6 protein-coding genes are annotated in these 25,717 nt (G+C 62.8%); 5 read left to right on the forward strand and 1 reads right to left on the reverse strand.

Going from position 1 to position 25,717, the window contains the following annotated elements:
- Nucleotides 1–880 precede the first annotated feature (880 nt).
- Genes JTJ32_RS02990 through JTJ32_RS03010 form a run of 5 tightly spaced genes read left to right on the forward strand, consistent with a single transcriptional unit; the run spans nt 881 to nt 24,997 of the window.
- Entirely contained in the window at nt 881–10,588 is a 9,708-nt protein-coding gene (locus JTJ32_RS02990; RefSeq protein ID WP_210040756.1) for a non-ribosomal peptide synthetase, read from the forward strand.
- Nucleotides 10,585–14,697: a non-ribosomal peptide synthetase gene (locus JTJ32_RS02995; RefSeq protein ID WP_210040759.1), complete on the forward strand. Its 4,113-nt coding sequence runs from the start codon at nt 10,585–10,587 to the stop codon at nt 14,695–14,697. Before JTJ32_RS02990 ends, JTJ32_RS02995 begins: the two co-directional genes overlap by 4 nt.
- The gene (locus JTJ32_RS03000; protein ID WP_210040761.1) at nt 14,697–23,897 is read left to right on the forward strand and encodes a non-ribosomal peptide synthetase; all 9,201 of its coding nucleotides are present in this window, start codon (nt 14,697–14,699) and stop codon (nt 23,895–23,897) included. The genes JTJ32_RS02995 and JTJ32_RS03000 overlap by 1 nt, the downstream gene beginning before the upstream one ends.
- A complete protein-coding gene (locus JTJ32_RS03005; RefSeq protein WP_210040763.1) occupies nt 23,884–24,072 on the forward strand; it encodes an MbtH family protein in 189 nt (62 codons plus the stop codon). The genes JTJ32_RS03000 and JTJ32_RS03005 overlap by 14 nt, the downstream gene beginning before the upstream one ends.
- A gap of 55 nt (nt 24,073–24,127) precedes the next feature.
- Entirely contained in the window at nt 24,128–24,997 is an 870-nt protein-coding gene (locus tag JTJ32_RS03010) for a TauD/TfdA dioxygenase family protein (RefSeq protein WP_210040765.1), read from the forward strand.
- 50 nt (nt 24,998–25,047) lie between these two features.
- On the opposite strand, the gene JTJ32_RS03015 is transcribed toward JTJ32_RS03010, so the two are convergent.
- On the reverse strand, nt 25,048–25,590 hold the full coding sequence (locus tag JTJ32_RS03015) for a GNAT family N-acetyltransferase (RefSeq protein WP_210040767.1): 543 nt from the start codon (nt 25,588–25,590) through the stop codon (nt 25,048–25,050).
- Nucleotides 25,591–25,717: the final 127 nt, after the last annotated feature.

The raw sequence follows: 25,717 nt of genomic DNA on the forward strand, positions 1-25,717 counted from the left end.
ATCCCATTTTTCCGGCTCGGGATAGAAAAAGGGATGATGGCGTTTTAGTTGCATTTGTTTCCCGTCACACGCTCGCTGCAAGAGTGCAAAGTGAATGGGCATTAATGCGGACACTGAATATTTCCCGTGTTCTTTCATGGGCGATTTCTGACGGCGGGGTACTCGCTATGGAGCGCACAAGATTCACACTGTTAAGCAGGGGGCGAGACGTTCGAAGTTTTGTACGTGGCGGCGCCTGGAGGGCAGGATTCACACAGGGTTAGGGCGTTTTGATATCATTTTTTTGAACCAATTAGTTCACGTGAGTCGCCATACTTACGTCTGTTATCCATATCGCAAGTGATGTTGTGAAGACTTTCGAATTTGTCACTTTTTGTTTGCTTTCGCGTTTATATTCATGGTTATTATCGGCTGCGCTCCGGGTCACGAACCCGGGCCAAGGATTGCCATGACTACAAGCCGGGCAATCTCAGCCGATCGGGACAACCCAGGCGCTGACACCCCTGCGCAGGCCATTCCCCGTCGTTGACCCTCAAACGAAAGATGAGGTTTAAAGTGGTCAGGCGGTATGCAATTTCCAGCTTCAAGGCTCGTGCGATCGACGTCGCCATAGCGCCTTCCCGAATCTTCGCTGCACGCGAGTCACGCCATGACGTGTCTCCGGCATGCCTGCGCCTTGCAGTCATTCAGTCGGTCTTCCAGGTCGTCTTTACGCACGACAACACCCTGGGCCCGCGAGCCCGCGCCGCGCCTTCCCCCTGATCGCTCGATCCTGAAACCTGAACCATTCCGGCCTGCGCGTCGGGGCCTGGCGCCTGCCTGAGCGATCGGTGCATGGCCGCCTTCACATAAAAAAAGTAGTCATGGACGGTGATTTCCGATGCTCGACAGATCTTCTTCGCGTGGGCAGAGCCCTGCGCATTCCGCTTCTTTGTCCGTACAACACAATTGCGATCAGGACGGGTCGGCGGACGCGCTGCAGTGGCTGGAGCTGCCAGTGGATCGTCCCAGACCGCGTGTACAGGATTTGCGCTGCGACGCGCAGGTGTTCGAGCTGGATGAGTCGCTCGTTCACCATCTGGCAGCGCTGAGTTCCGATGGCTGCAGCCTGTTCGCTGTTGTGCTTGCTGCCTGGGCTGCAGTGCTGGCGCGGTTGTCTGGTCAACACGAGATCATGGTCGGCATGCGCGCACCGGGTTGTGACAATTCGCGGCTGCTGCGGGTGCCGTTGACCAACGCCATGACGGTCAACCAGTTGCTCGACCATGTGCATCGTGAAGTCGATGAGGCGCCCCGGCATTACCCTGTGCAGAATGCGTATCCAGTCGCTCAGGTGGTGTGTGTCGGTGACCACCATCAGGCCTTGCCGGCAGGTTTCGATCTGGCCTTGAGTCTTGTCGGAACAGAGGGGCGCATCGACGGGCACCTGCATTACGCAACGGCGTTGTTTGACGCCTCGACGGCCCGGCGCCTTGTCGGCTACCTGCGCCGGACACTTCAGAAAATGGTCGAGCAGCCTGAACAGCTCCTCCTGTCGATCGACATGATCGGGGACGCGGAACGCCAGCGACTGATCCACGACTGGAACGCAACGCAGCAGTCGTTCGACGAGAATGGTTATGTGCATGAATTGTTCGAAACACAGGTGAGTCTTCAACCTGAAGCCGTCGCTGTGCGATTCGAGCAGCATGCGCTGAGTTACGAACAGCTCAACGTTCAGGCCAACCGCCTGGCCCACTATTTACGCAGTCTGGGCGTCGGCCCGGATGTACGGGTCGGTATCTGCGTCGAGCGTTCGCTGGACATGCTGATCGGCGTACTGGCGGTGCTCAAGGCTGGCGGCGCCTATGTGCCGCTGGATCCCGGTTATCCGCAGGCCCGTCTGGCCCATATGCTCGCTGACAGTGCGCCACCTGTGGTGCTCACGCAAAAGTCGGCAGACAGGGTTTTGCAGGCGGCGCTCGAGGGTTGCGCGGTGCTGCCCGTATTGCTGGATCTGGCTGAAACCTCTCGGTGGGCGGCGCAGCCTGCGGACAACCCCGACCCTCGTGCGGTCGGTCTCACCGCTCGCCATCTGGCGTATGTGATCTACACCTCAGGGTCCACCGGCACGCCTAAGGGCGTCATGGTCGAGCATCACGGGCTGCGCGCAGTCAGCGCCGCGTGGGAACAGCGGTATGACCTGCGCGCACCGCTCAACCATCTGCAAATGGCAGGTTTCTCTTTCGACGTGTTCAGCGCCGACCTGATCCGCTCGCTGGGTTTTGGCGGCACCCTGGTGCTGTGCCCGCGTGAAACCCTGATGGACCCGCCGGCGCTTTATCGTCTGCTCAGTGAAGCCCGCATCGGTTTCGCCGATTTTGTACCGGCCGTGCTCAACCCGTTGCTCGCCTGGGTGGAAAGCAAGGGGCAAGACCTGTCGTTCATGCGCACGGTGGTCTGCGGTTCGGATATCTGGACGGCTCACAGCGCCCGGCAACTGAGCAGGCTGTGTGGCGATCACGTGCAGATCGTTCATGCCTATGGCGTCACCGAAGCCAGCATCGACAGTAGCTGTTTCGAGGTCAATGCCGACAGCCTGATCGGGGGCGCGCTGCCCATCGGGCGTGCGTTCGCCAACACCCGGATTTACCTGCTGGACACCTTCGGTGCTCCGGTACCGACGGGTGTCACGGGCGAGCTGTACATTGGTGGCGCAGGCGTTGCGCGCGGTTATCTGAACCTGCCCCAACTGACCGCTGAGCGCTTCATCGACAACCCGTTCGTGAAGGGCGAACGTCTTTATCGCAGCGGCGACCTGGCCCGTTATCGCGCCGATGGGAATATCGAATTCATTGGCCGCAACGACACTCAGACCAAACTGCGTGGCTTGCGCGTGGAGTTGGGGGAAATCGAAGCGCGGCTGGCGCAGGTGTCCGGCGTTCGGGAAACTCTGGTATTGCTGCGCGAAGACGAGCGGGGCGTTCAGGCCCTGGTTGCCTGGTTCTGCGCCGATGACAGTGCCGTCCTGACGCCACGTACGCTCCGTGAACAGTTGCAGGTTCATCTTCCCGATTACATGGTGCCTGCCGCGTTCGTGCGTCTGGCTGCCTTGCCGCTGACCCCCAACGGAAAAATTGACCGCACCGCGTTGCCTGCACCGGACGCTGACGCTTTTGATCGGAGCGAATTTCAGGCAGCCCAAGGACCGCTGGAAACCGCGCTCGCGGCCATCTGGCGCGATGTGCTGGCGGTCGAACGCGTCGGCCGTGACGATCACTTTTTTGCCTTGGGCGGTCATTCGTTGCTGGTGATGCGCGTGCTGGCTCAGGTCCGGCAGAAACTGGGTATGGAGGCGTCACCCGCTGAGCTGTTTGCCACGCCCGTGCTGTATGAGTTCGCCGAGCGTTTGCATTCCCGGCAAAGCGCTGCGCGTCCGGCGATAACGGTCATTGATCGAGGCGATGCGCAAACGCTGTCGTCCGCCCAGCAGCGGCTGTGGTTTCTGGCACAGATGGATGGCGGCAACGCGGCTTATCACATGCCGCTGAACCTTCGCCTGCGCGGCACCTTGCACGTCGCGGCGCTGGAACGCAGCTTCACTCAATTGGTCGCGCGTCATGAGGCCTTGCGCACCACGTTCGTGGCGGTTGAGGGCGAAGGTCGACAGCGAGTCGCCGCGCCGGACTCGGGCATGCCGCTGCCGGTGATCGATCTGCGCAGTCACGCGGATGCCGAGGCGCGCCTTGTCGAGCTGATGGACGAGGAGGGCGCCAAGCCGTTCGACCTCACTCGCGGGCCACTGATGCGCGCCAGCCTGATCAGGCTGGCGGACGACGATCACGCGCTGCTGCTGACCCAGCATCACATCATCTCGGATGGCTGGTCCGTGGGCGTGCTCACCCGCGACCTGGCCCTGTTGTACGAGGCCGTTTTGCAGGATCGTGACGCAGACTTACCGCCGTTGCCGGTGCAGTACGTCGATTACGCCGCCTGGCAAAGGCAATGGTTGTCCAGTGACGTCATGGACGCGCAACGTCGCTACTGGCGCGAAACCCTCACCGGTGCACTCGTACTGCTGGAGCTGCCCACCGATCACAAACGCCCTGCGGTACAGGATTACCGAGGCGGGTTTGTGCCGCTGATAGTTGACCGTGCGTTGACGGCCCGGCTCAAGGCGTTGGGTATGCAGCAGGGCACCACGTTGTTCATGACACTTCTGGCCGCCTGGTCGCTGGTGCTGATGCGCTTGTCCGGACAGCACGATGTGGTGATCGGCGTGCCTTCGGCGAACCGCAACCAGCAGGAACTGGACGGCCTGATTGGCTTCTTCGTCAACACCCTCGCGCTGCGCATGACCCGGTCCGAGAACGCTGCGACGGCGCAGTCGGTCGCGAGCTGGCTGCAACAGGCGCGTCGCGTTGCCCTGGATGCGCAGGAGCATCAGGACCTGCCGTTCGATCATGTGGTGGAGTTGCTCAATCCGCCGCGCAGTCTGGCGTACAGCCCGCTGTTTCAGGTGTTGTTCGCCTGGGAGCAGGATCAGGACTCGGACCTGATCCTGCCCGGTCTGGACATCAGCCCGATCCTCGCTCATCAACAGGTGGCCAAGTTCGACCTGCAGTTGGCACTCAGCGAACAGGACGGGCAGATCGTCGGTGGGCTTGAATATGCGTCCGGTCTGTTCGAGCCCGAGACGGTGGTGCGGTTCGGGGAGTACCTGAGCCGCGTGCTGACGCAGATGGCCAGTGACAGCGATCGGTCGTTGTCGAGCCTCGATTTGCTCAGTCCACAGGAGCGGCATCGGATCGTCAATGACTGGAACCGCACCGAGCGAGGTCTACCGACAGTCGACTGTGTGCAGCGTTTCGAAGCGATGGCTCGGCGTACGCCCGACGCCGAGGCGCTGCGTGCCGATGGCCGGACGCTGACCTACGGCGAGCTGAATCGCGCCGCCAACCGACTGGCCTGTTACCTGATCGAAAAAGGTGTGGGACCTGAACAGCGCGTCGGTTTGTGTCTGGAGCGTTCGCCGCAGATGGTCATTGGTTTGCTGGCCATTCTCAAGACCGGTGCCGCTTACGTCCCGTTCGACCCGGCCTATCCGCCGGAGCGCCTTTCCTTCATGTTCAGCGACGCCAGTCCGAGCCTGCTGCTCACCCAGTCTTCGCTTGTCGACGCGCTGCCGCTGCCCGGCAGTCATCTGCCGGTCTGCTGCCTGGACATCGACGCGCAAAGCTGGGCGCAGCGTTCGGACGCCGATCCGCAGGTCAGGGTCAGCCCGGACAATCTGGCGTATGTGCTCTACACCTCAGGTTCCACCGGACGGCCCAAGGGCGTTGCGCACAGCCGTCGCGCGCTGGACAACCTGATTGCCTGGCAGCTCGATGATGTACACACGCCGCGCCGGGTGTTGCAGTTTGCCTCGCTTAATTTTGACGTATCGTTTCAGGAAATCTGCAGCACGCTTTGCCAGGGCGGCAGCCTGGTGTTGATGAGCGAAACCAGCCGCAAGGAACTGGCTTCTTTGCGCTCGACACTGGTTGCGGAGGGCGTGCAACGGGCGTTTCTACCTTTCGCCGTGCTGCAGCAACTGGCGGGCCTGACCGAGGCCGATGCGTCCATGCCGGAGGGCGGTTGCGAAATCATCACCGCAGGCGAGGCGTTGCAGGTCAATGATGAACTGCGCGCCTTTGTTCAAAGGCTCGGCGGTACATGGCTGCACAACCAGTACGGCCCGACCGAAACCCATGTGGTCAGCCAGTTCAGCCTGGCGTGCAGTGACGCCGCACACTGGCCGGACGCGCCACCCATCGGGCGTCCTATTGCGAACACGCGGCTCTACGTGCTGGACCGCGACCTGAATCCGCAACCTGTCGGTGTGGCGGGGGAGTTGTACATCGCCGGTGCCTGTCTGGCGCGTGGTTACCTGAACCGTCCCGACCTGACCGCCGAGCGTTTCCTGCCCGATCCTTTCAGCCCGCAACCCGGCGCACGCATGTATCGCAGTGGTGATCTGGCGTGTTTCCAGGCCGACGGCAACGTGCAGTACCTGGGCCGGATCGATCAGCAGGTCAAGCTGCGTGGGTTCCGTATCGAACTTGGCGAGATCGAAAGCCTGCTGCACCAGCAACCCGGCGTGCAGGAAGTCGCCGTGCTGTTGCGCGAAGACGTGCCGGGCGACAAGGTTCTGGTGGCGTACGTGGTCGGCAGCGCAGCCCCTGAAACCCTGCGCAACGCGCTGCAGCGCCATCTGCCTGAACACATGATTCCGACGGCCTGGGTATCGCTGGCGCAACTGCCACTGACCCGCAATGGCAAGCTGGACCGCCAGGCGTTGCCTGCGCCCGAGCGTCAGTCTTCTGCCCGCTACGAGGCACCACGCAACGAGATCGAGCATCAGATGGCGCTGATCTGGGCCGAAGTGCTCAAGTGCGAGCGGGTCGGCATCCACGACAACTTCTTTGATCTGGGCGGGCACTCGCTGCTGGCCACCCGGATGATCTACGCGATCAATCAGCGCATGGGTGCGCAACTGTCCTTGAGCAGCCTTTTCAAGACGCCGGTTCTGATGGATCTGGCGGCGCAGGTAAAGAGCACTCGCGAGGATGACTGCCAGCCGCCAGCGATCCCGCTGCGCATCGAAGCGGATGCTGCTGCGCGGCATGAGCCTTTTCCACTCACCGATATTCAGCAGGCCTACTGGTTCGGCCGCGAAGCTTCGGTAAGCCTTGGCGGTGTCAGCGCTCACGGTTACGAAGAGCTGCGCATTCCGGACCTCGATATTGCGCGCTTCGAGCAGTCGCTCAATCGCATGATCCAGCGTCACGACATGCTGCGTGTGGTGTTTCTCAGTGACGGTACGCAACAGGTGCTGGAAACCGTACCGACTTATCACATGCCACGCAGTGATTTGCGCGGACTGCCTGCAGACGCGGCGCTACAGACCTTGCAAGCAACCCGCGAGCGCCAGTCGCATCAGGTGCTGGAGGCCAGTCGCTGGCCGTTGTTCGAATTCAGTCTGTCGCTGCTCGATGACGGTATCAGTCATCTGCACATCAGCCTCGACGCCTTGATCGTGGATGCCGCGAGTACGCAGATTCTGGCGCGTGAATTGATGGCGTTCTACGCCGATCCTCAACGGGTTCTGCCTGAGCCGGGCCTGACGTTCCGGGACTACGTCCTGGCCGAACACGCACTGCGCAATGAACGCCGCTACGGGCAGGCGCTCGATTACTGGCGCGAACGCGTGGCCACGCTGGCGCCTGCGCCTGACCTGCCTCTGGTCTGTCAGCCGGACAGCATCGCCCGGCCACACTTCACCCGCCGCGACCGCGAACTGTCGGCCGGGCAATGGTCACGGCTCAAGGCCGTCGCCAAACAGTTTGCCGTCACTCCGTCGGTGATGCTGCTGACCGCGTTCAGCGAAGTGCTTGCGCTGTGGAGTCGTCAACCACGCTTCACCCTCAGCCTGCCGCTGTTCAACCGCATGCCGCTGCACCCGGACGTCGATGCAATCATCGGCGACTTCACTTCACTGGTGTTGCTGGAAGTCAGCATCGACGGCAATGCGAGCTTCACCGACAAGGCCCGTTCGGTGCAGGCGCGGCTGTGGCAGGACATCGATCATTCGGCGGTCAGCGGCGTGCGTGTGTTGCGTGAACTGTCCCAGGCCCGCGGCGTGCAGCAGACCGCGATGCCCATCGTGTTCAACAGCACCCTGTCGGAAGCCGCGCCGGAACTGGCGGAATTCAACCTTGCCGATGCGTTGAACGCCCGGCACATGCACAGCATCACCCAGACCCCGCAGGTGTGGCTCGACCATACCTTGCTGGAGCTGGAAGGGCGCCTGTTGTTCAATTGGGACAGCATCGACGAGCTGTTTCCCGACGGCCTGATCGAGCAGATGTTCGTGGCCTATAACGCAGTGCTGGATGCGCTGCTCGAACCCTCCGCCTGGAGCGCCAGCACGCCGCAACTGGTGCCGACGGTCCGCTTGCCAGCGCCAGTTGATCTCCCGGTCGAATCGCCATTGATGCATGAACTGTTCGACCGGCAGGCGCTGGCGACACCCGACGCGCTGGCGGTGATCGGGGTGCAGCGGCAGTTGAGCTACCGGCAGCTGCGCGCAGAGGCAAAAACGCTGGGCGCACGGCTGCAAGGGCTGGGCGTCGTGCCCAATCAACTGGTCGCGGTGGTGATGGAACGCGGCTGGGAACAAGTGGTGGCGACGCTGGCGATTCACTATGCGGGCGGAGCCTACCTGCCCATCGATCCGACGCTTCCCGCCGAACGCCTTCGGCACATTCTGGAGCGTGCCGAGGCGAGTCTGGCCTTGACCCAGCCCGCCATGGTCACGCGCATCGAGTGGCCATTGCGGATCAACGTATTGGCCGTGACCGATGAGCTTGCGACAGATCGAACCCCATTGCAGCCCTTCAATCGTGCCCCCACTGATCTGGCTTACGTGATCTACACCTCGGGCTCCACCGGCATGCCCAAGGGTGTGGTTATCGACCATTGCGGCGCGGTCAACACATTGCTCGACATCAACCGTCGCTTTGCCGTCGGCCCGGCGGACCGGGTGCTGGCGATCTCATCCCTGAGCTTCGATCTATCGGTCTATGACGTCTTCGGCACGCTGGCGGCAGGCGCTGCGGTGGTGGTGCTCGATCCGCAACAGGCGCTCGATCCTGCGCACTGGATGATGCTGATTCGCGAGCATCGGGTCAGTCTGTGGAACTCGGTGCCCGCGCTGTTCGGCATGCTGCTGGAATACGTGGAAAGTGAGCGCGGTGCATTGCCGGCGAGCCTGCGTGTGGCGATGCTGTCCGGCGACTGGATTCCCCTGACGCTGCCCGAACGTGCCTGGGCGTTATGGCCGAATCTGAGCCTGAACAGCCTGGGCGGTGCGACCGAGGCGTCGATCTGGTCAATCCACTATCCGCTGCAAAATGTCGACCCGGCGTGGCGCAGCATTCCCTATGGCAAGGCGCTGGATCATCAGCGCTTCCATGTACTCGACGAAGCACTGCAGCGTCGGCCGACCTGGGTGACCGGGCAGTTGTACATCGGCGGCATCGGCCTGGCCAAAGGGTACTGGCGTGATGAGGGGCTGAGCGCTGGCAGCTTCTTCGCCCATCCGTTGACCGGAGAGCGTCTTTACCGGACCGGTGATCTGGGGCGTTTGCTGCCCGATGGCAACATCGAGTTTCTGGGGCGCGAAGATACGCAGGTCAAGGTTCAGGGCTATCGCATCGAACTGGGCGAAATCGAAGCGGTGCTCAATCGACATCCTGGCGTGCAGAGCGCCGTGGTGAGAATTCTCGGTGACACGCTGGGCGAAAAACGTCTTGCCGGTTATGTGCTCAAGGACGATGCGGCGTTGCAGGAAGGTGACTTCACTCACTATCTGGCCGACAAGTTGCCGGCCTACATGGTGCCGTCGTCGTTCACCTTCGTGCAGGAATGGCCGCTGTCGTCCAATGGCAAGGTCGATAAAAAGCGTCTGCCAGAACCCGAGCAAGCACCTCTGTCAGGCCCGGTTCTGCAGGTTGAGGGCGCGCAGGAAAAGCGTCTGGTTGCCATCGTGCAGGAGGTGCTCAAACGCTCGGCGATCAGCGCCGATGCCAACCTGCTGAGCCTGGGCGCGACGTCCATCGACATCGTCAGAATCAGTAACGCGTTGTCCGGCGAACTGCATTTCCGTCCCAATGTCGCGCAATTGCTCGCGCAGCCGACGCTGCTGAATCTGCTTGCCCTGTATCGGCAGAGTGAAGCGCAGAGCACTGTCGCCAGCCACGCTCGGGAGCCAGTGGTTCAACCTGAGCAAGCCGTCGGTAACGTCATCGAAGACCCCGATCAGCGGGCGCGCTTCAAGGCCGACCAGCGCGGCCGTCGCGCCTTCGATCGGGATCTGCCGGAAGTGCGGCTGCAACGGCCCGACGACAGCCGCTACACACAGCGTTTCAGTGATTACCGCTCGGTGCGCCAGTACGCGCCGCGGCCGGTCGAGGCAGCGGCCTTTGCCGAGTTGCTGGCCAGTCTGGCGCAGGGACAGCTGGACGCTCAGGTCAAATACCAGTTTCCGTCCGCAGGCGGTCTCTACCCGATTCAGGCCTACCTCTATATCAAGCCGCAACGGGTCAACGGCGTGCCCGGCGGCGCGTATTACTACGACCCTGTGCAGCACCGTTTGCTGGCGCTGGACAGCGGGGTGCTCGACCCGGACACCTACGACTACTTCGTCAATCGGCCGGTGTATGAAAACGCTGCGTTCTCGCTGTTCTTCATCGCCGATATGGCCGCCATCGAGCCGTTGTACGGCGAGCGCAGCCGCGACTTCTGCCACATCGAAACCGGTGCGATGGCGCAATTGCTGACCATGACGGCAGTCGACCAGGGTCTCGGGCTGTGTGGCATGGGGTCGCTTGAAGAACAGCAATTGCCCACGCTGTTCGACCTGGGCGCGAGTCACCGGCTGATCTACTCGATGGTGGGCGGTCTGCGTGCCGTTGGTGAGCAACACAGGGTTCACATCGAAGCGTTCGCGTCTGATCCACGCGCTGAACTGCCTGACGACTGCGACATGGAAGAGGTTGAAATATGAACGCCTGTCAATTGCTGGAACTGTTCGACCGCCATGCCGTTGCGCTCGAAGTGGATGGCGACAAACTGCGCTGCAAGGCGCCGCGTGGTTTTCTCACGGAAGAAATGCTGCAGGCGCTCAAGCGTCACAAGCTGGAACTGATCGCCCGGTTGAGCGGTGCCGATCCAGCCGCGATTCCTCGACGCAGTGAAGGCCAGGCGGACTTTCCCTTGTCGTTCTCACAGCGCCAGTTGTGGTTCCTCGACCAGCTTGAACCGGGCAGTGCGTTCTATAACGTACCGACGGCCGTCAGCTTGAAAGGGCCGCTTGATGTGGCAATGCTGGAGCGGGCGTTGAATGGGTTGATCGCACGTCATGAAATGCTGCGTACCACGTTTCGCAGCATTGACGGCGAGCCGCGTCAGGTGGTGCATGCGGCCATGCCGCTGGTGCTGGCCGTGACCGATCTGGGTGACGTGGAAGAGGCCGAGCGCCAGGCGACCATCAGGGCGGCTGTCGAGCGCGACGCCAAGGTGCCGTTTGATCTCGCTCAGGGGCCATTATTTCGCGCCTCGCTGCTGCGACTGGCCGACGACGAATACCTGTGGTTGTACTGCGTGCATCACATCGTTGCCGATGGCTGGTCCATGGGCGTGGTACTGCAGGAAGTCACGGCGCTCTACGCTGATTTTCTGAGTGGACAACCTTCAAGCCTGCCGCCGCTTGCGGTGCAATATGCCGATTACGCCTGTTGGCAGCAGCAACGTCTTGGCGGCGGGGCGCTGGAACAGCAACTCGATTTCTGGCGGCGTACGCTGAGCGATGCGCCGCTGTTGCTGACCCTGCCCACCGACCGGCCACGGCCCAGGGTGCAGCGTTATGCAGGAGCCACTTTCAGTTCATCGCTCGACGCCACGACCTTGCGCGCACTCACTTCGTTGGGCCGGGAAACCCGCGGCACGCTGTTCAATGTGCTCACGGCCGCGCTTTCTGTGCTGCTGTGGCGCTACAGCGGTCAGCAGGATCTGTGCATCGGCACGCCGTTCGCCAACCGGGCCCGTCCCGAGGTCGAGCCGCTGATCGGACATTTCGTCAATACGCTGGTGATTCGTCAGCGCCTGGACCCGCAGCAGACCTTTGCCGAATTGCTGCGTGAGGTACGCACCACGCTGCTGGATGTGCATACCCATCAGGACGTGCCGTTCGACCGGGTCGTCGAAGCGGTCAACCCGCAGCGCGATACGGCGTATTCGCCGCTGTTTCAGGTCATGCTGGTGCTGCAGAACACGCCCGGTGCTGCGGTGCAGTTGCCGGGCGTCGAGATGGCGCCCTACATCACCGGCAGCGCAACGGCCAAATTCGATCTGGCCTTCGAATGGGTCGAGCGCGATGGCAGGCTGAACCTGCTGGTCGAATACAACACCGACCTGTTCCACGTCACCACCATCGAGCGCTTGAGCGCGCATTACCGGCATTTGCTGGAGCAGATTGCGCAGGATGCCAAGCAGCCGATTGCAGCCCTGCAATTGCTGACCGAGGCAGAGCGTGAGCGGATGCTGAACGAATGGAACCGTTCGGCGCCGCTGGGGCAGGTCGCTGAATGCGTACACAGCCTGGTCGAGGCTCAGGCCGCTCTGCATCCAGACGCCCGTGCGGTGGTTTTCGAGGACCAGTCGCTGAGCTATGCCGAGCTCAATACCCGGGCCAACCGGCTGGCGCACTATCTGCGCGAGCAGGGCGTCGGTCCGGATGTCCGCGTGGCGGTGTGCATCGAGCGTTCGCTGGAATTGCCGGTGGCCCTGCTGGCGGTGCTCAAGGCGGGCGGCGCCTATGTGCCGCTGGACCCGGATTACCCGGTCGGCCGCCTCGGCCACATGCTCTGCGACAGCCGTCCGGCCGTGCTGCTGACTCTGGGCAACGCCCGTTCGGTTCTGCGGCAGGCGCAGCAGGATGCCGGTTGGGACGTTCCGGTGCTCGACGTCCAGGCCGACGCCGGACGCTGGGCCGGGCGCGCCACACAGAATATCGATCCGCGCAGTATCGGACTGACCGCTGATCATCTCGCCTACGTGATCTACACCTCAGGCACCACCGGGCTGCCCAAGGGCGTCATGGTGGCGCATCGCGGCCTGAGCAATCTGCTGCTGTGGTGCTTGCAGGTCTGCGGCGAATCCGGCGCGATGCTGCACAAGATTCCGTTCGGGTTCGACGCTTCGGCCTGGGAAACCTTCTGGCCGCTGGCCACGGGCGGGCGGCTGGTCATTGCGCGTCCCGGCGGGCATTTCGAACCGGGCTATCTGGCACAGGTCGTTCGTGAACAGCAGGTCACGGCCATGGTGTTCGTGCCTGCCATGCTGCAACTGTTTCTGGACGTCGATGAGGTGACAGCATGCCACTCGCTGACGGACGTGTTCAGCGGTGGCGGCGAACTGTCACCGGCCCTGGCCCGGCGTTTTCAGGAACGCTTGCCCAATGCCCGCCTGCACAACGTGTACGGCCCCACCGAAACCACGGTCATCAACAGCATCTGGACCCTTGAGCCCGGCGCCGAAGTACCGGCCCGTCAGTTGCCGATCGGGCGACCCATCGCCAACAACCGCCTGCACGTGCTGGATGCACACGATGCGCCGGTGCCGGTCGGTGTCACCGGCCAACTGCACATCGGTGGTGTGGGCGTTGCGCGGGGCTATCTCGGACTGGATGCGCTGACGGCCGAGCGCTTCATCGACAGCCCGTTCGTGGCTGGGGATCGCTTGTACCGCAGCGGCGATCTGGCGCGCTATCGGGCGGACGGTCAGGTGGAGTTTCTCGGTCGCAACGATTTTCAGGTCAAGCTGCGCGGCGTGCGCCTTGAGCTGAGCGAGATCGAAGCGCGACTGGACATGTTCCCCACCTTACGTGCCTGCGTGGTGCTGATGGTCGGCGATACGGCGCAGAATCATCGTCTGGTCGCGTGTTATGTGGCTGACGAACCGCTGGACGAAGCCACATTGCACGCGCATCTGGCGGTGACACTCTCAAGCGCGGTGTTGCCCAGCGCCTACCTTTGGCTGGAGAAGCTGCCGCTGACTGCCAATGGCAAGGTGGACCGTGATGCGCTGGCGACCCTGGCGGATCAGGATCTGGCTGCGCGCAAGGTGAACCTCGGCAGTCCTCGGGATCACATCGAACTGGCGCTCTATCAGATCTGGAAGAGTCTGTTGCTCGCACCGCAGATCGGCATTCGCGACAATTTTTTCAACGTTGGTGGCACCTCGATTGCGGCCATCAAGATGGCGTATCAGATCGGTCAGACCTTCGCCGTCGAAGTGCCGGTGCGGGTGATCATGGCCCACCCGACCATCGAAGCCCTTGGCGGCTGGTTGCGCACCGGCGCCGACCTTGCCGCTGCACAAGGCAACCTGATCGAGTTTCGCCGGGGCGAAGGGCGACGCAATGTGGTGTGCATTCACCCGGCGGGCGGGACGGCGTTCTGTTACCTGTCACTGGCCAAAGTCCTGCCGGAGCACGTCGGTGTCTACGGCGTTCAGTCGCCGGGCCTGAACCCCGGGGAAAGCACCGAGCCGACTGTCGAAGCCATGGCCGAGGCATACCTGCGTCTGATCGAACCGATGACCACTCGGCCGCTGATTCTCACCGGCCTGTCCTTCGGTGGGCTGGTGGCGTATGAAATGGCCCGGCGCCTCACAGCGGCGGGGCATCGTCAGGTAACCGTGGTGCTGCTCGACACTCAGGGCTCTGACGATCCGGGTTTCCGACAGCAGATCGGTACCGTGGACATGGCCGAGTTTCGCGACAAGCTGGTGCGCTTCAACGGTATGTATCCGGGCATCGAAGACGCTCAGGTCGAGCGCTATTTTCATCTCTACAACCATAACAGGCTCGCCATGGCGGCCTATGACTGTGCGCCGCACGCCGGCCGTATCGTGCTGATTCAGGCGCGTGAAGGCTTCAGTCGCCGGCAACTCCATGAGTTGCGCGCGTTCTGGCGCCGCCGTGCAGGCAATGGCTATCTGGCCAGGCTGGTGCATGGCGGGCACTGGGACATGCTGGAAAGCGCTGAAGTGCATCGCGTCTCTCAGGCGCTCAGGCACGAGCTGCAGCGTTTCGATACGCAGGAGGCGAATTGATGAGCGGTCACGAAAGCGGTCCTCCAAACCCGGCAACCTTGCTGGGCCGTTTTGCCGGACAGGTCCGCCGCCAGCCGCAAGCGCTGGCGGTGATCGACCGGCAGACACATCTGAGCTACGCACAACTGGCCAGTGCCAGTGAGCGTATCGCCCGTGGGCTCCAGGCGCGCGGCGTGATACCTGGCGAATCACTCGCGTTGAGCATGCCGCGTAGCTGGCAATGGCTGGCGACCATGCTGGGTGCCTTGAAGGTCGGTGCCGTGGTGGTGCCACTGGACTCGGCCAGCCCGCAGGGGCGTCGGGAGCTGATGCTGGCTGATGCGGGGTGTGTCGGTCTGGTCACCCTGACGGATGATCTGGACTGGACGCCGTCGGTCTGGCAGGTCGGCGTCGATTCGCTGCTGACGTATCCCGATGAGCCCGTCCAGCCGCTTGCCGAACACTTTGCCGAGGTGATGTTCCTGTTCTACACCTCAGGCACCACGGGCACACCGAAAGCGGTCGAAGTCGGCGAGCGCGGTCTGCTGCGGCTTGCCGAGCCTGATGGTTACATCGAAATTCGTGCTACCGACCGGTTCGCCTGCCTGTCCAATCCGGCATTCGATGCGTGCAGTTTCGAGGTCTGGGCACCGCTGGTCAACGGGGGCGGCTGCGTGATCATTGCCGACGACGACCTTCACGATGCACGACGATTCGCCGAGGTGCTCGAATCGCAGCGGGTGAACAACCTGTTCATGACGGTTTCGCTGTTCAATACCTTGAGCGCCGATTTCCCGGCCTGCTTCGCCAGTCTGCGTCAGGTGCTGATCGGCGGCGAACAGGTCAGCGCTGCCGCCGTCCGCGCCTGGTATCGAGCCAATCCTGACAGCCAGTGCCGGATCTTCAACGCCTACGGACCTACCGAGTGCACCACCTTCGCGTTGGCGTACCCGATCCCCAGAAGTTTTCAGGGTGATTCGGTGCCGATCGGCCGTCCGTTGCCAGACACAGGGTTGTGCGTTCTGGACTCTCAGCAACGCGCGATCGAGCAGGGCGAAGCCGGCGAGCTGTACTTGAGCGGCAGCGGCGTGGCGCGTGGCTACCGCAATCGTCCGCACGACACGGCGCACAGTTTCGTGCAACTTCGCGACCCCGCCGGTGCAGAGCGGCGCTATTACCGAACTGGCGATCAGGTGCGGCTCAACAGAGATGGACTGATCGAGTACCTGGGGCGCATGGATCGTCAGGTCAAGGTTCGCGGCTTTCGTATCGAACCGGGCGAAGTCGAGCAGCGTCTGCTGGAACACTCAGGCGTCGCCCAGGCCTACGTCTGCACGCGACGACATGCAGCTGAAGACCATCAGTTGCTGGCGTTCATCGTGCCGCGAAACCGGCTGGACTATCGCGACTTCGACACTCATCTGCGTGCACAACTCGCGCCGTGGATGCGTCCGCATCAATTGTTCGTGGTGCAGCGACTGCCGTTGACCGCCAATGGCAAGATCGACCGCGCCGCACTGCTGGCCCAGCCCCTTGATCCCTGGCGCGCGGACATCGAAGAGCCTGTCGACGAGGCGCAGCCAGTGGCGCTGGATTGGCTGCTGAGTCAGGTTCGCATGTTGTTGTCGCAACCTGCGCTGTGCGCTCAGGATGACTGGCTGGGCAGTGGCGGCGATTCGCTCAAAGCGATGCGTCTTCGTTCAATGATTCGCACCCATTGGCAGCGGGATATCACCATGGGTGTGCTGCTCAGCGAACCCTTTGCAGCGCTCGCCGAACGCTTGAATGCCGAGCAGCACATCGCCTCCGGTTATCCCGTCGCACCTGCCATCGGCAACGCACGGCGTCAGCCTGCTACCGCCGAGCAGAGCCGTTTGTGGCTGCTGCAGCAACGCACGCCGGACTCGACCGCCTACAACGTGCCGATCATCCTGCACCTGGCGAACGGGATTCAGGTTCAGGCGCTGGCCGATGCAGTGGACCGCCTCGTGGCCCGGCATTCGGCGTTGCGCATGGCGTTCGAGTCCGGTCCTGACGGGCTGTACCAGGTGGTGGCCGAGCAGGGCACGCAATGCCATGTGTTTGCGGCCGGGCATTTCACGCAGGACACCTGGCGCAGCTTCGCGACGCTGGTCTTCGACACGCCGTTCGATCTGGCGACGCCGACCCTGTTTCGCGCATGGCTGCTGCCCTTTGCCGATGGCAGTTGTCGGCTATTGATGAACCTGCACCACATCATCACCGATGGCTGGTCGATGAACCTGCTGTTCGATGATCTGGCGCAGTTGTACGAAGAGGCGGCGCAAGGTAGAAGCACCTCCGATGCAATGCCGAGCCTGACCACGCTGGAATTCGCCCAATGGCAGCGTCAGTGGCGCGTAGCCCCGCAATACCGTGATCAGCGTCGGGCGCTGGCCGAACTGCACCGTCGCCAGGAAACGCCGTCATCGGCGCTGTTGCCGGTGCGTGCCATGAGCCCACACGCCCGCCTGTACCGGCAGCCGCTGGGCGAGTTGCGCAGCGTCGCGCTGGATCGCTTCTGCAGTCGCCGGCGTTTTACCCGTTTCGACGTGCTGTTCAGTGTCTACGCCTGGAGCCTGTATGCCCTGACCGGTTGCGAGCGGCCAAGGATCGCCAGTCCGGTATCGAACCGGCCGCTGGCGGAGTTCGAGCATGCGCCGGGCATGTTCGCCAACACCGTTCTGATTCCCGCTGCGTTCAACCATGAGGTGACGTTGAGCGAGCAACTGCGCATTCAGACCAACCTCGTGCGCGAGGTGCTGGCGTTGCAGGATGTGGCTCTGGCCGATCTGGTCGAAGACCTGCGGCTGTCGTCCGGTTCCGCCCTGTTCGATTTCATGTTCGTGCTGGAAAACACCGACTACGCCAGCCTCGCTGACGGGCCGCTGCACGCCACGCTTGAATTCAACGAAACCTTGCAGGCCAAGTGTCCGCTGACGTTGCTGGTGGTGGAGGGCGGGTCGCAGCTTGAATGCTGGTGGGAATACCAGAGCAGTCATTTCGATGCGGCACAGATCGACGCCATCAACACCCTGTTTCAACGAGGTCTGGACGTGCTAATGGAGCGCCCGAGCGCGACGCTGCATGACGTGCTGGAGCCGCATCGCCTCTGGCTGCCGCCTGCCAGTGTCGGCGACAGCGCCGAGCCGCCATTCACGACCCTGGCCGACTGGTTCGAACATCAGGTGCATTTCACGCCGCAATCCATCGCACTGGTCGACGACCGGCGCCAGGTGAGTTACGCCGAGCTGAATACCTTGGCCGATACTCTGGCCGCGCTTCTGGCCGAGCAATACCCGGCGAGCGATCAGGCAAACGAGCCGCTGCAAGTGGTGCTGTATCTGGACGCTTCGGTCGAACACATCGTTGCCTTGCTGGCTCTGGCCAAACTCAACCTGACCGCCGTACCGCTCGACCCTGGCTATCCGCTGGCCGTTCAGCGTCAGGTGTTGCAACAGGCGCAGCCGCACTGCCTGCTGTTCAGCACCGCGACCGAAACGGCACTGAATGAACTGGCTGCCGACCGTTTCGTCTGCCATCGCATCGACCTTGATGCCGCGCCACAAACCTTGCAACGCACGCGCCACCATGGCGAACGGCCGCTCTACACCCTGTTTACGTCGGGCTCTACCGGCACGCCAAAAGGTGTGCAGGTGCCGGACATGACACTCTGCAACCTGCTGCAATGGCAGCGAACCCAAGGGCAGCTTCCTGCACGATCCGTTACCCTGCAATTCTCCATGCTGTCCTTCGACGTGTCGTTTCAGGAGATTTTCAGCACCCTGTGCGGCGGCGGAACCTATCACCTGATCAAGCCGCGCTGGCGTCAGGATGCGCAGGCATTGCTGGACTATCTGCTCGAAGCACGTATCGAACGGTTGTTCCTGCCGTGCGTGGCCCTTCAGCATCTGGCACAAACCGCCGTCAGCCGGCAGGTGTACCCGCAGGTTCTGCGCGAGGTGATAACGGCCGGTGAACAATTGCTGTGCACCGATGCGCTGCGCGACTGGTTTGGCGGCATGCCACAGGCGCGTTTGTTCAACCATTACGGCCCGACTGAAACCCATGTGGTCAGCGCCTGGCGCTTGCCGGCGTCCGTTCGGGACTGGCCGTTACGTGCGCCCATCGGGCGGGCGGTGAGCAACGCGCTGCTGCTGCTGGTGGATGACTTCGACCGTCCTGTGCCGGTTGGCAATCGGGGCTATCTGCTGGTGGCCGGGCCGATGATTTCCCGCTGCTACCTCGCCGATCCTGCGCTGAACACCACGCGCTTTGTCGAACTGCGACGGCCTGACGGCAGCACGGCATTGTTTTATCGCACCGGCGATCTGGCCTGCGCCGACGCGGAGGGTCTTTTGCACTATCTGGGGCGTGACGACCAGCAGGTCAAGATCAGCGGTCAGCGCCTGGAGCTGGGGCAGATTGAAGCGGCCTTGATGCAGCACCCGTCGGTGATCAATGCAGTCGTGACCCTTCAGGACGAACCGCAGCGCCTCACGGCCTGTCTGCACCTGGACGGTACACCGCCACCCGATCTTCAGGCGCTGGATCGCCAGGTTGCGCTGCACCTGCCAGCCCATGTGCGCATCAATGAATACCGCCAGCTCGACGTCTGGCCACGCACGCCCAGCGGCAAGATCGATCGCAAGGCATTGAACGGGCTGGGCGTGGTGCTGGAACGTTCGTTCACTGCGGCACCGGTGGCGACACTCAGCCCGCTGGAGCAGCAACTGAGCGAGCTGTTCGTGGCGGTGATCGGGCGTCCCATCGATCCGGATCAAACGTTTTTCGAGGCCGGTGCGACCAGTCTCGGCCTCATGCGGCTGCACGCTCGCTATGCGCAGGCGCTGCCGCAGGCCGTTTCGATGTCTGATTTGTTCGAGCACGTGACCGTACGGCGTCTAGCGCACCATCTGGGCAATTCCCTGTCAGCGCCCGTCGAGCGCGAGCAGGACGTCGATGCCATTGATGCCAGCGAAGAGCCGATGGCAATCATTGGCATGACGGTCAATGTGGCCGGCGCGCAGAACCTCGCCGAGTTCTGGACGATGATTCAGGGTAACCACGTGGGCATCGAGCAGTTTGCCGCCGCCGAGGGGCACGTGGGGGCTCGCAGTCAGCTTGCGGGTCTGCTGGATTTCGACCCCGAGTATTTCGGCATCAGCCGCCAGGAAGCCCGTCTGATGGACCCGCAGCAGCGGCACTTGCTGATGGCCTGTGTGCAGGCGTTGCAGCACGCGGGGATGGTTCCAAAGGTCGACGGTCCACGCATCGGCCTGATTGCCAGTTGCGGCGAAACCACGTACTTCCAGCAGATGCTGCGCGAGAGCGCCGACGGCGATCTGCCGGATGGCTTTCAAATGGCGCTGCATCACGACAAGGATTTTCTGGCCACCAAGGTCGCTTATCACCTGGACCTTACCGGCCCGGCCATGAGTGTTCAGGCCGCGTGCGGCAGTTCGCTGATCGCAGTCCATCTGGCCGGCGCCATGCTGCGTCAGGGTGACAGCGACGTGATGCTGGCCGCTGGCGTGCTGGTCGATCCGACGCTGACCGAAGGGTATCGCCATCGTTCCCAGCACATCTTTTCTCGCGATGGGCTCTGTCGGCCGTTCAGCGAGGATGCCAGCGGCACCATTGGCGCCAGTGGTTATGGCGTCGTCGTGCTCAAACCGCTGACTCGCGCCAGGGCCGATGGCGACCGGATCTACGCAGTGGTCGAAGCCACGGCGCTGAACAACGACGGTCGCAGCAAGATGAGCTACACCGCGCCGTCGGTGGCGGGGCAGACGGCAGTCATTCGCGATGCCATGGGCAAGGCAGGTGTGGGCGGAACCGACATGGGCTATATCGAAGCCCACGGCACCGGCACCCTGCTGGGTGATCCGGTGGAGTTCGCGGCGTTGAGCAAGGCATTTGGCCCTGCTCCGGCTGCCAGCTGTGCGCTGGCCTCGGTGAAAAGCCAGATCGGTCACCTGGGCGCAGCGGCAGGCGTGGTCGGGCTGATCCGTGCGACGCTCGCGGTATTCCATGGTGTGATCCCGCCCAACCTCGGCTTCTCCCGGATCAACCCGCAGATCGACCTTGAACACTCGCCGTTCTATATCCCGACCACGTCCCGGCCATGGCCCGAAGGGCGTCGACGCCTGGCCGGGGTCAGCAGTTTTGGCATCGGCGGCACCAATGCCCATGTGATTGTCGGCGCGGCTGCGCAGGACGAAAGCACCTCGCAAGACGACGCGCCGTGCCTGCTGCTTTCGGCGCACAGTCGATCGGCGCTGGAACGGGACATGGCGGTGATCGAAACCTGGCTCAATACCTTTCCTGAACAGCGGGCCGCTGTGCTGCGTCATCTGCAGTCCGGGCGCCGCGCCTTGCGCTGGCGCTTCGCGATGATCTGCCCAGTCAATGAAGCAGTGAGCCTGCCGCCTTCGTTGATCAAGGAGGTTGTGCCATCGGACACTCGCGTGACAGCCAGCGAGCAGTCGCCGCATGCCTTGCTCGATGCCTGGTATGGCGGGGCGACGATTGACTGGCCGACAGGTTCAGCGCCACCGCCCTGGGATCTGCCGCCGTCGGCCTTCGATCTGCATACCTACCGTTTTCAGGCATCGTCCACGCCCGAAACAATTGCCGAACGACAGCCGGTCGCTGACTGGTTCTATCAACGGCAATGGCAGCGGGTAAGGCGCGTAAGTTCGCGCCTGTCGGCTCAAGCTCGGGGCCTGCTGGTGGTGTGCAGCCACGAGACCCTCGACGAGACACTGCGCAGCTGCCTGCAAAAGGTCTATCGGCGAGTGGTCGAAGTCACGGCGGGGAATGGCTTTCAGCGGCTCGCCACCGACCGCTTTGTGCTGGATCCGCTGGACACCCCGGGCCTTGCTCGCCTGCTGGATCTTTTGACCAGCCCGGACGGGGATCAGCCGACACCGCTTGAGCTGGACTGGCTGCATGCCTTGCCGTTGTCGGTCACCGGCAGGGTCAACGAGCAAAGCCTGGCAGCCGCGCAGTGGGCGTGTCTGGATACCGTCAGTGCGCTGTTGCAGAGCTGGGGCCAGGCGCCTCGTACGCCCGCGTTGAGGTTGTGGCTGGTGTCATGGCAGGCATGCCCCGTGTATGGCGAGTCGAAGCGTCCGGAACTGGCGGCCCTGGCCGGAATCACCGAAGTGGTGCCGCAGGAATACCCGGTGCGTTGCCACTGGCTGGACCTGAACAGCGCGCAACTGGCCGCTCGACCTGAAGCGCTGGCCGCGCTGCTGGCAGACCCTGCGGCAGCACCGAGACGCATGGCCATCCGCGACCATTACCTGTGGCAGCCGCATCTGCAGACCAGTCCGGTCATGACATCAACCGTCGATCCCGATCTGCTGCCACCGGATGGCGTGTTTCTGGTGATTGGTGGCAGCGGTGGCATTGGCCGTACGTTGTGCGAGCACCTGTTACGAAACAATGCTCAGCGGCGCGTGGTGCTGCTGTCGCGTCATGGGGAATGTCCTGAGGCGTTGCTGGCTTACCGCGCGTGCATTGATCTTGTTCAGGCCGACATCGCTGATCGAACAGCCTGGCCGACGGTGCTCGAGCAACTCGAGCGGCGTTACGCAACCTTTGACGGGGTGATTCACGCCGCAGGCGTTGGCGCTGGCAGCCTGATTCGTCACCGTGATGCCCGCGCGTTGTCTGAAGCAATGGCTGCGAAGACCCTCGGCATGCTGGCGGTCGAAGAGCTGATTGAGCAGATGACGCCGAAGTTCGTGCTGTACTGCTCCTCGATGGCTGCGCTGTTCGGCGGTGCCGGTCATCTGGACTACGCCGCCGCCAGCGGCACTCTGGATGGCTTCACCCATTACCGCCCGAACGCCGCCAGCGATTGTGTGCGGCTCGGCATCAATTGGGACATCTGGCGTGACATCGGCATGGCCACAAGCGCCGGAGCAGGGGATGCCGTGCATCAGCGGCATCTGGCCGTCGGCATGTCGGCGCAGGAAGGCTGTCAGGTATTTGATCTGGCGCTCAGTGCTCAACTGCCACAACTGCTGATCTCGACGACATCCATCGAGACGGCACGACAGTTCTATCCGGTTCGTCATGGTCAGGGGGCGGCTGCGGCGCAACCTGCCGCTCAGGCATCGACGTCGGCGGCATCGCACGCGCAAGAGCAGGGCGCAGGGCTGCGGGCTCGCCTGCATGACTGCCTGTGCAAATGGCTCGGTGTGCCAGCGCTGGACGAAGATGACTCGCTCTACGAACTAGGCGCCGACTCACTGACCTTGCTGGACCTGATCGACGAACTGCAGGCGGCGACGGGTGTGGTGGTCGAGCTGTCGCGGTTCAGTCACAAGGTCAGCCTGCGCGAGGTGCTTGCACTGGTGCAGACCGACAGCACTGACCCCAGCGAAGCCGCCGGAGCTGCCTGGGCTGAAGCCGTCCGCATCGATGAGTGGAGCCCGGGTGCAGGCCGCGACTGGCTGTATCTGATTCACCCGGTGGGCGGCGATGTTCAGGCTTATCGGGAACTGGTTTCGGCGCTGGATCCGGCGCTTGGCGTGCGAGTCATTGCCGATCCGGCGCTGCGTTTGCCCGAATTGCCAGCCATCAGTCTTGTTGAGCGTGCACAACTGTATTGGCGGGCTGTGCAGGACGGTCACCCTGACGGCACGCCCTGGCGTCTGGCTGGGTGGTCGTTCGGCGCCTGGGTTGCGCAGGCGATGTGCAGCCTGGCGCAGAACTGCGCGTTGTCGCAGCCGACGCTGTACCTGATCGATCCGCCCGCACCGGACGCCGGCGCCGAGCTGGCGCAGATTGACGAGCAGCACATTCGGCAGGTCTTTCAGCGCGAGTTTTCGGCGCGTCGGCCCGCTGATATGGCAAGCGAGGACACGCCGCGCTACTTGCAACGCCTGATCGTCTGTTGCCAGAACAACATGGCCGGCATGGCGGACCATCGACCCGAGCAATTGCCTGTGACGGCGACGCGTCTGTTCATTGCCACGCAGCCCAATCCCTACGGCATGGGCAGCAAGTGGCAACTGCCAGCGCTCAAGACCGCGTGGCAGGCCCTGGTGCCGAACATGCTGAGCTGGCAGCCGATGGACACCGACCACTACGGCATCGTCGCCAGCCCTTGGGCGCAGACCATCGCCATGATCATCAATGCCGACTTGATTGAGCAGACATGCGGAGAGCGACATGAACGAACCTGATGCGCAGTTCGAAGTGGTCACCAATGATGAAGGCCAGTATTCCATCTGGCCGGTGGGTAAACCGATGGCCGCCGGCTGGAACAAGGCGGGGGTGTGTGGAGAGCGTCAAGCCTGTCTGGACCACATCGCCGAGCACTGGACCGACATGCGGCCGCGCTCGTTGCGCGAAGGGTGATCGGTCGCATTGACCAGCCTGGCAATCGGATATGACAACAAGAGGATGAAGGAACATGGATCAATTGGCACTCAAAGCCATCGAGCGTATGGCGGGCGCGTCGCGTGCGCCGTATCACAGCATCGGTATCGACAGGCTGACGCCTGTCATCGGTGCCGAGATCAGCGGCGTGGACCTGTCGCAGTCGCTGAATGACGAGCAACTCAACGAAATCCGCCGTGCGCTTCTGGAGAATCATGTGCTGGTGTTTCGTGATCAGCACCTGAGCGTGGAGCAACACAAGGCGTTCGGCCGACTGTTCGGCGAGTTGCGTGCGCTGCCGGTGGACAGCATTGATGGCGATGACCCGGAACTGGTGGTGGTTCGCGCCAACGCCCAGTCACGTTTCGTCGCGGGTGAAACCTGGCACACAGACGGCACCGCCGACCTCGAGCCCTCTATGGGCTCGATGCTCTACGTCAAGGAAACCCCGGCCATCGGCACTGGCGGCGATACCCTGTTTGCCAACATGCACCTGGCGATCGAGATGCTGTCCCCGGCCATGCAGCAGTTCCTGTCCGGACTGACCGCCATCCATGACGGCGAAATCCCCTGGAAAGGCTTCACGCCGCCCGAAGGCCTGCCCAAAAGCGAACACCCGGTTGTGGTCCGCCACCCGGAAACCGGCAGGCCGACGCTGTTCGTCAACTCGGGTTTCACCTCGCACATCGTTCAACTGTCAGGCAGTGAAAGTCAGGCCCTGCTGAACATGCTCTTCGACCTGGTGGCCCGCGAGCCGATCCTCAGTTGCCGAGTCCGCTGGGCACCCAACACCCTTGTGTTCTGGGACAACCGCTCCACGCAGCACCACGCGGTCTGGGACTACTTTCCCCATTCACGCTATGGCGAGCGCGTCACGATTCTGGGGACACGGCCGAGGGCGTGAGCCTTTGGCCAACCCGGCGTCTGTCCGGAGGGCGTGGGAGCTCTCGCAGGTTACGACGGCAGCGACGGGCTGCGCAGCGGCCCCAGCTGTAACCCGTAAATCAGGTCATCAAACCACTGATCACCGATCTGATACGCCTGCGGTACACGACGCTCAAAGGTGAAGCCGCATTTCTCCTGCAGCTTGCAGGATGCGATGTTGCCATCGGTCACGGTCGCCTCCAGCGACTCCAGCCCGATGGCGGCGGCGTAGTCGATGACGGCGTGCCAGGACTCGGTGCCGTAACCCTGGCCCTGATGCTCCGGCAACAACAGACCACCGATTTCGGCATGCCCCGGCGACAGGATACGAAAGCCGCTCACGCCCAGCTCCTGACGGCTTTGCCTGTCGATCACCACCAGACACAGCCAGTGATCCGACTGCGGATTCCATGCAGGCAGCCGATGATCGAAGCCTCTGCGAATCATCTCTTCGCCGATGTCTCCGAACACATACTGCATGGTCTGCGGTTCCCGGTGCAGCCTGAGAAACAGCGGCCAGTCCGCCTCGACCATTGTCCTCAGGTACAGCCGTTCAGTGTTCAACTCCAGCATCCGGTGCTCCTTGCACGTTCAGAAAGGCACAGGGTTTTTTACCCGGCGCTGCCGCATTGATCAATCAATGAATACGTACATCAGCCTTTAACACTGCCCGAGGCAACATCGCATCGTCATTTCATGC

Origin of the sequence: Pseudomonas alliivorans, from assembly GCF_017826695.1 — a bacterium.
Taxonomy (GTDB): domain Bacteria; phylum Pseudomonadota; class Gammaproteobacteria; order Pseudomonadales; family Pseudomonadaceae; genus Aquipseudomonas; species Aquipseudomonas alliivorans.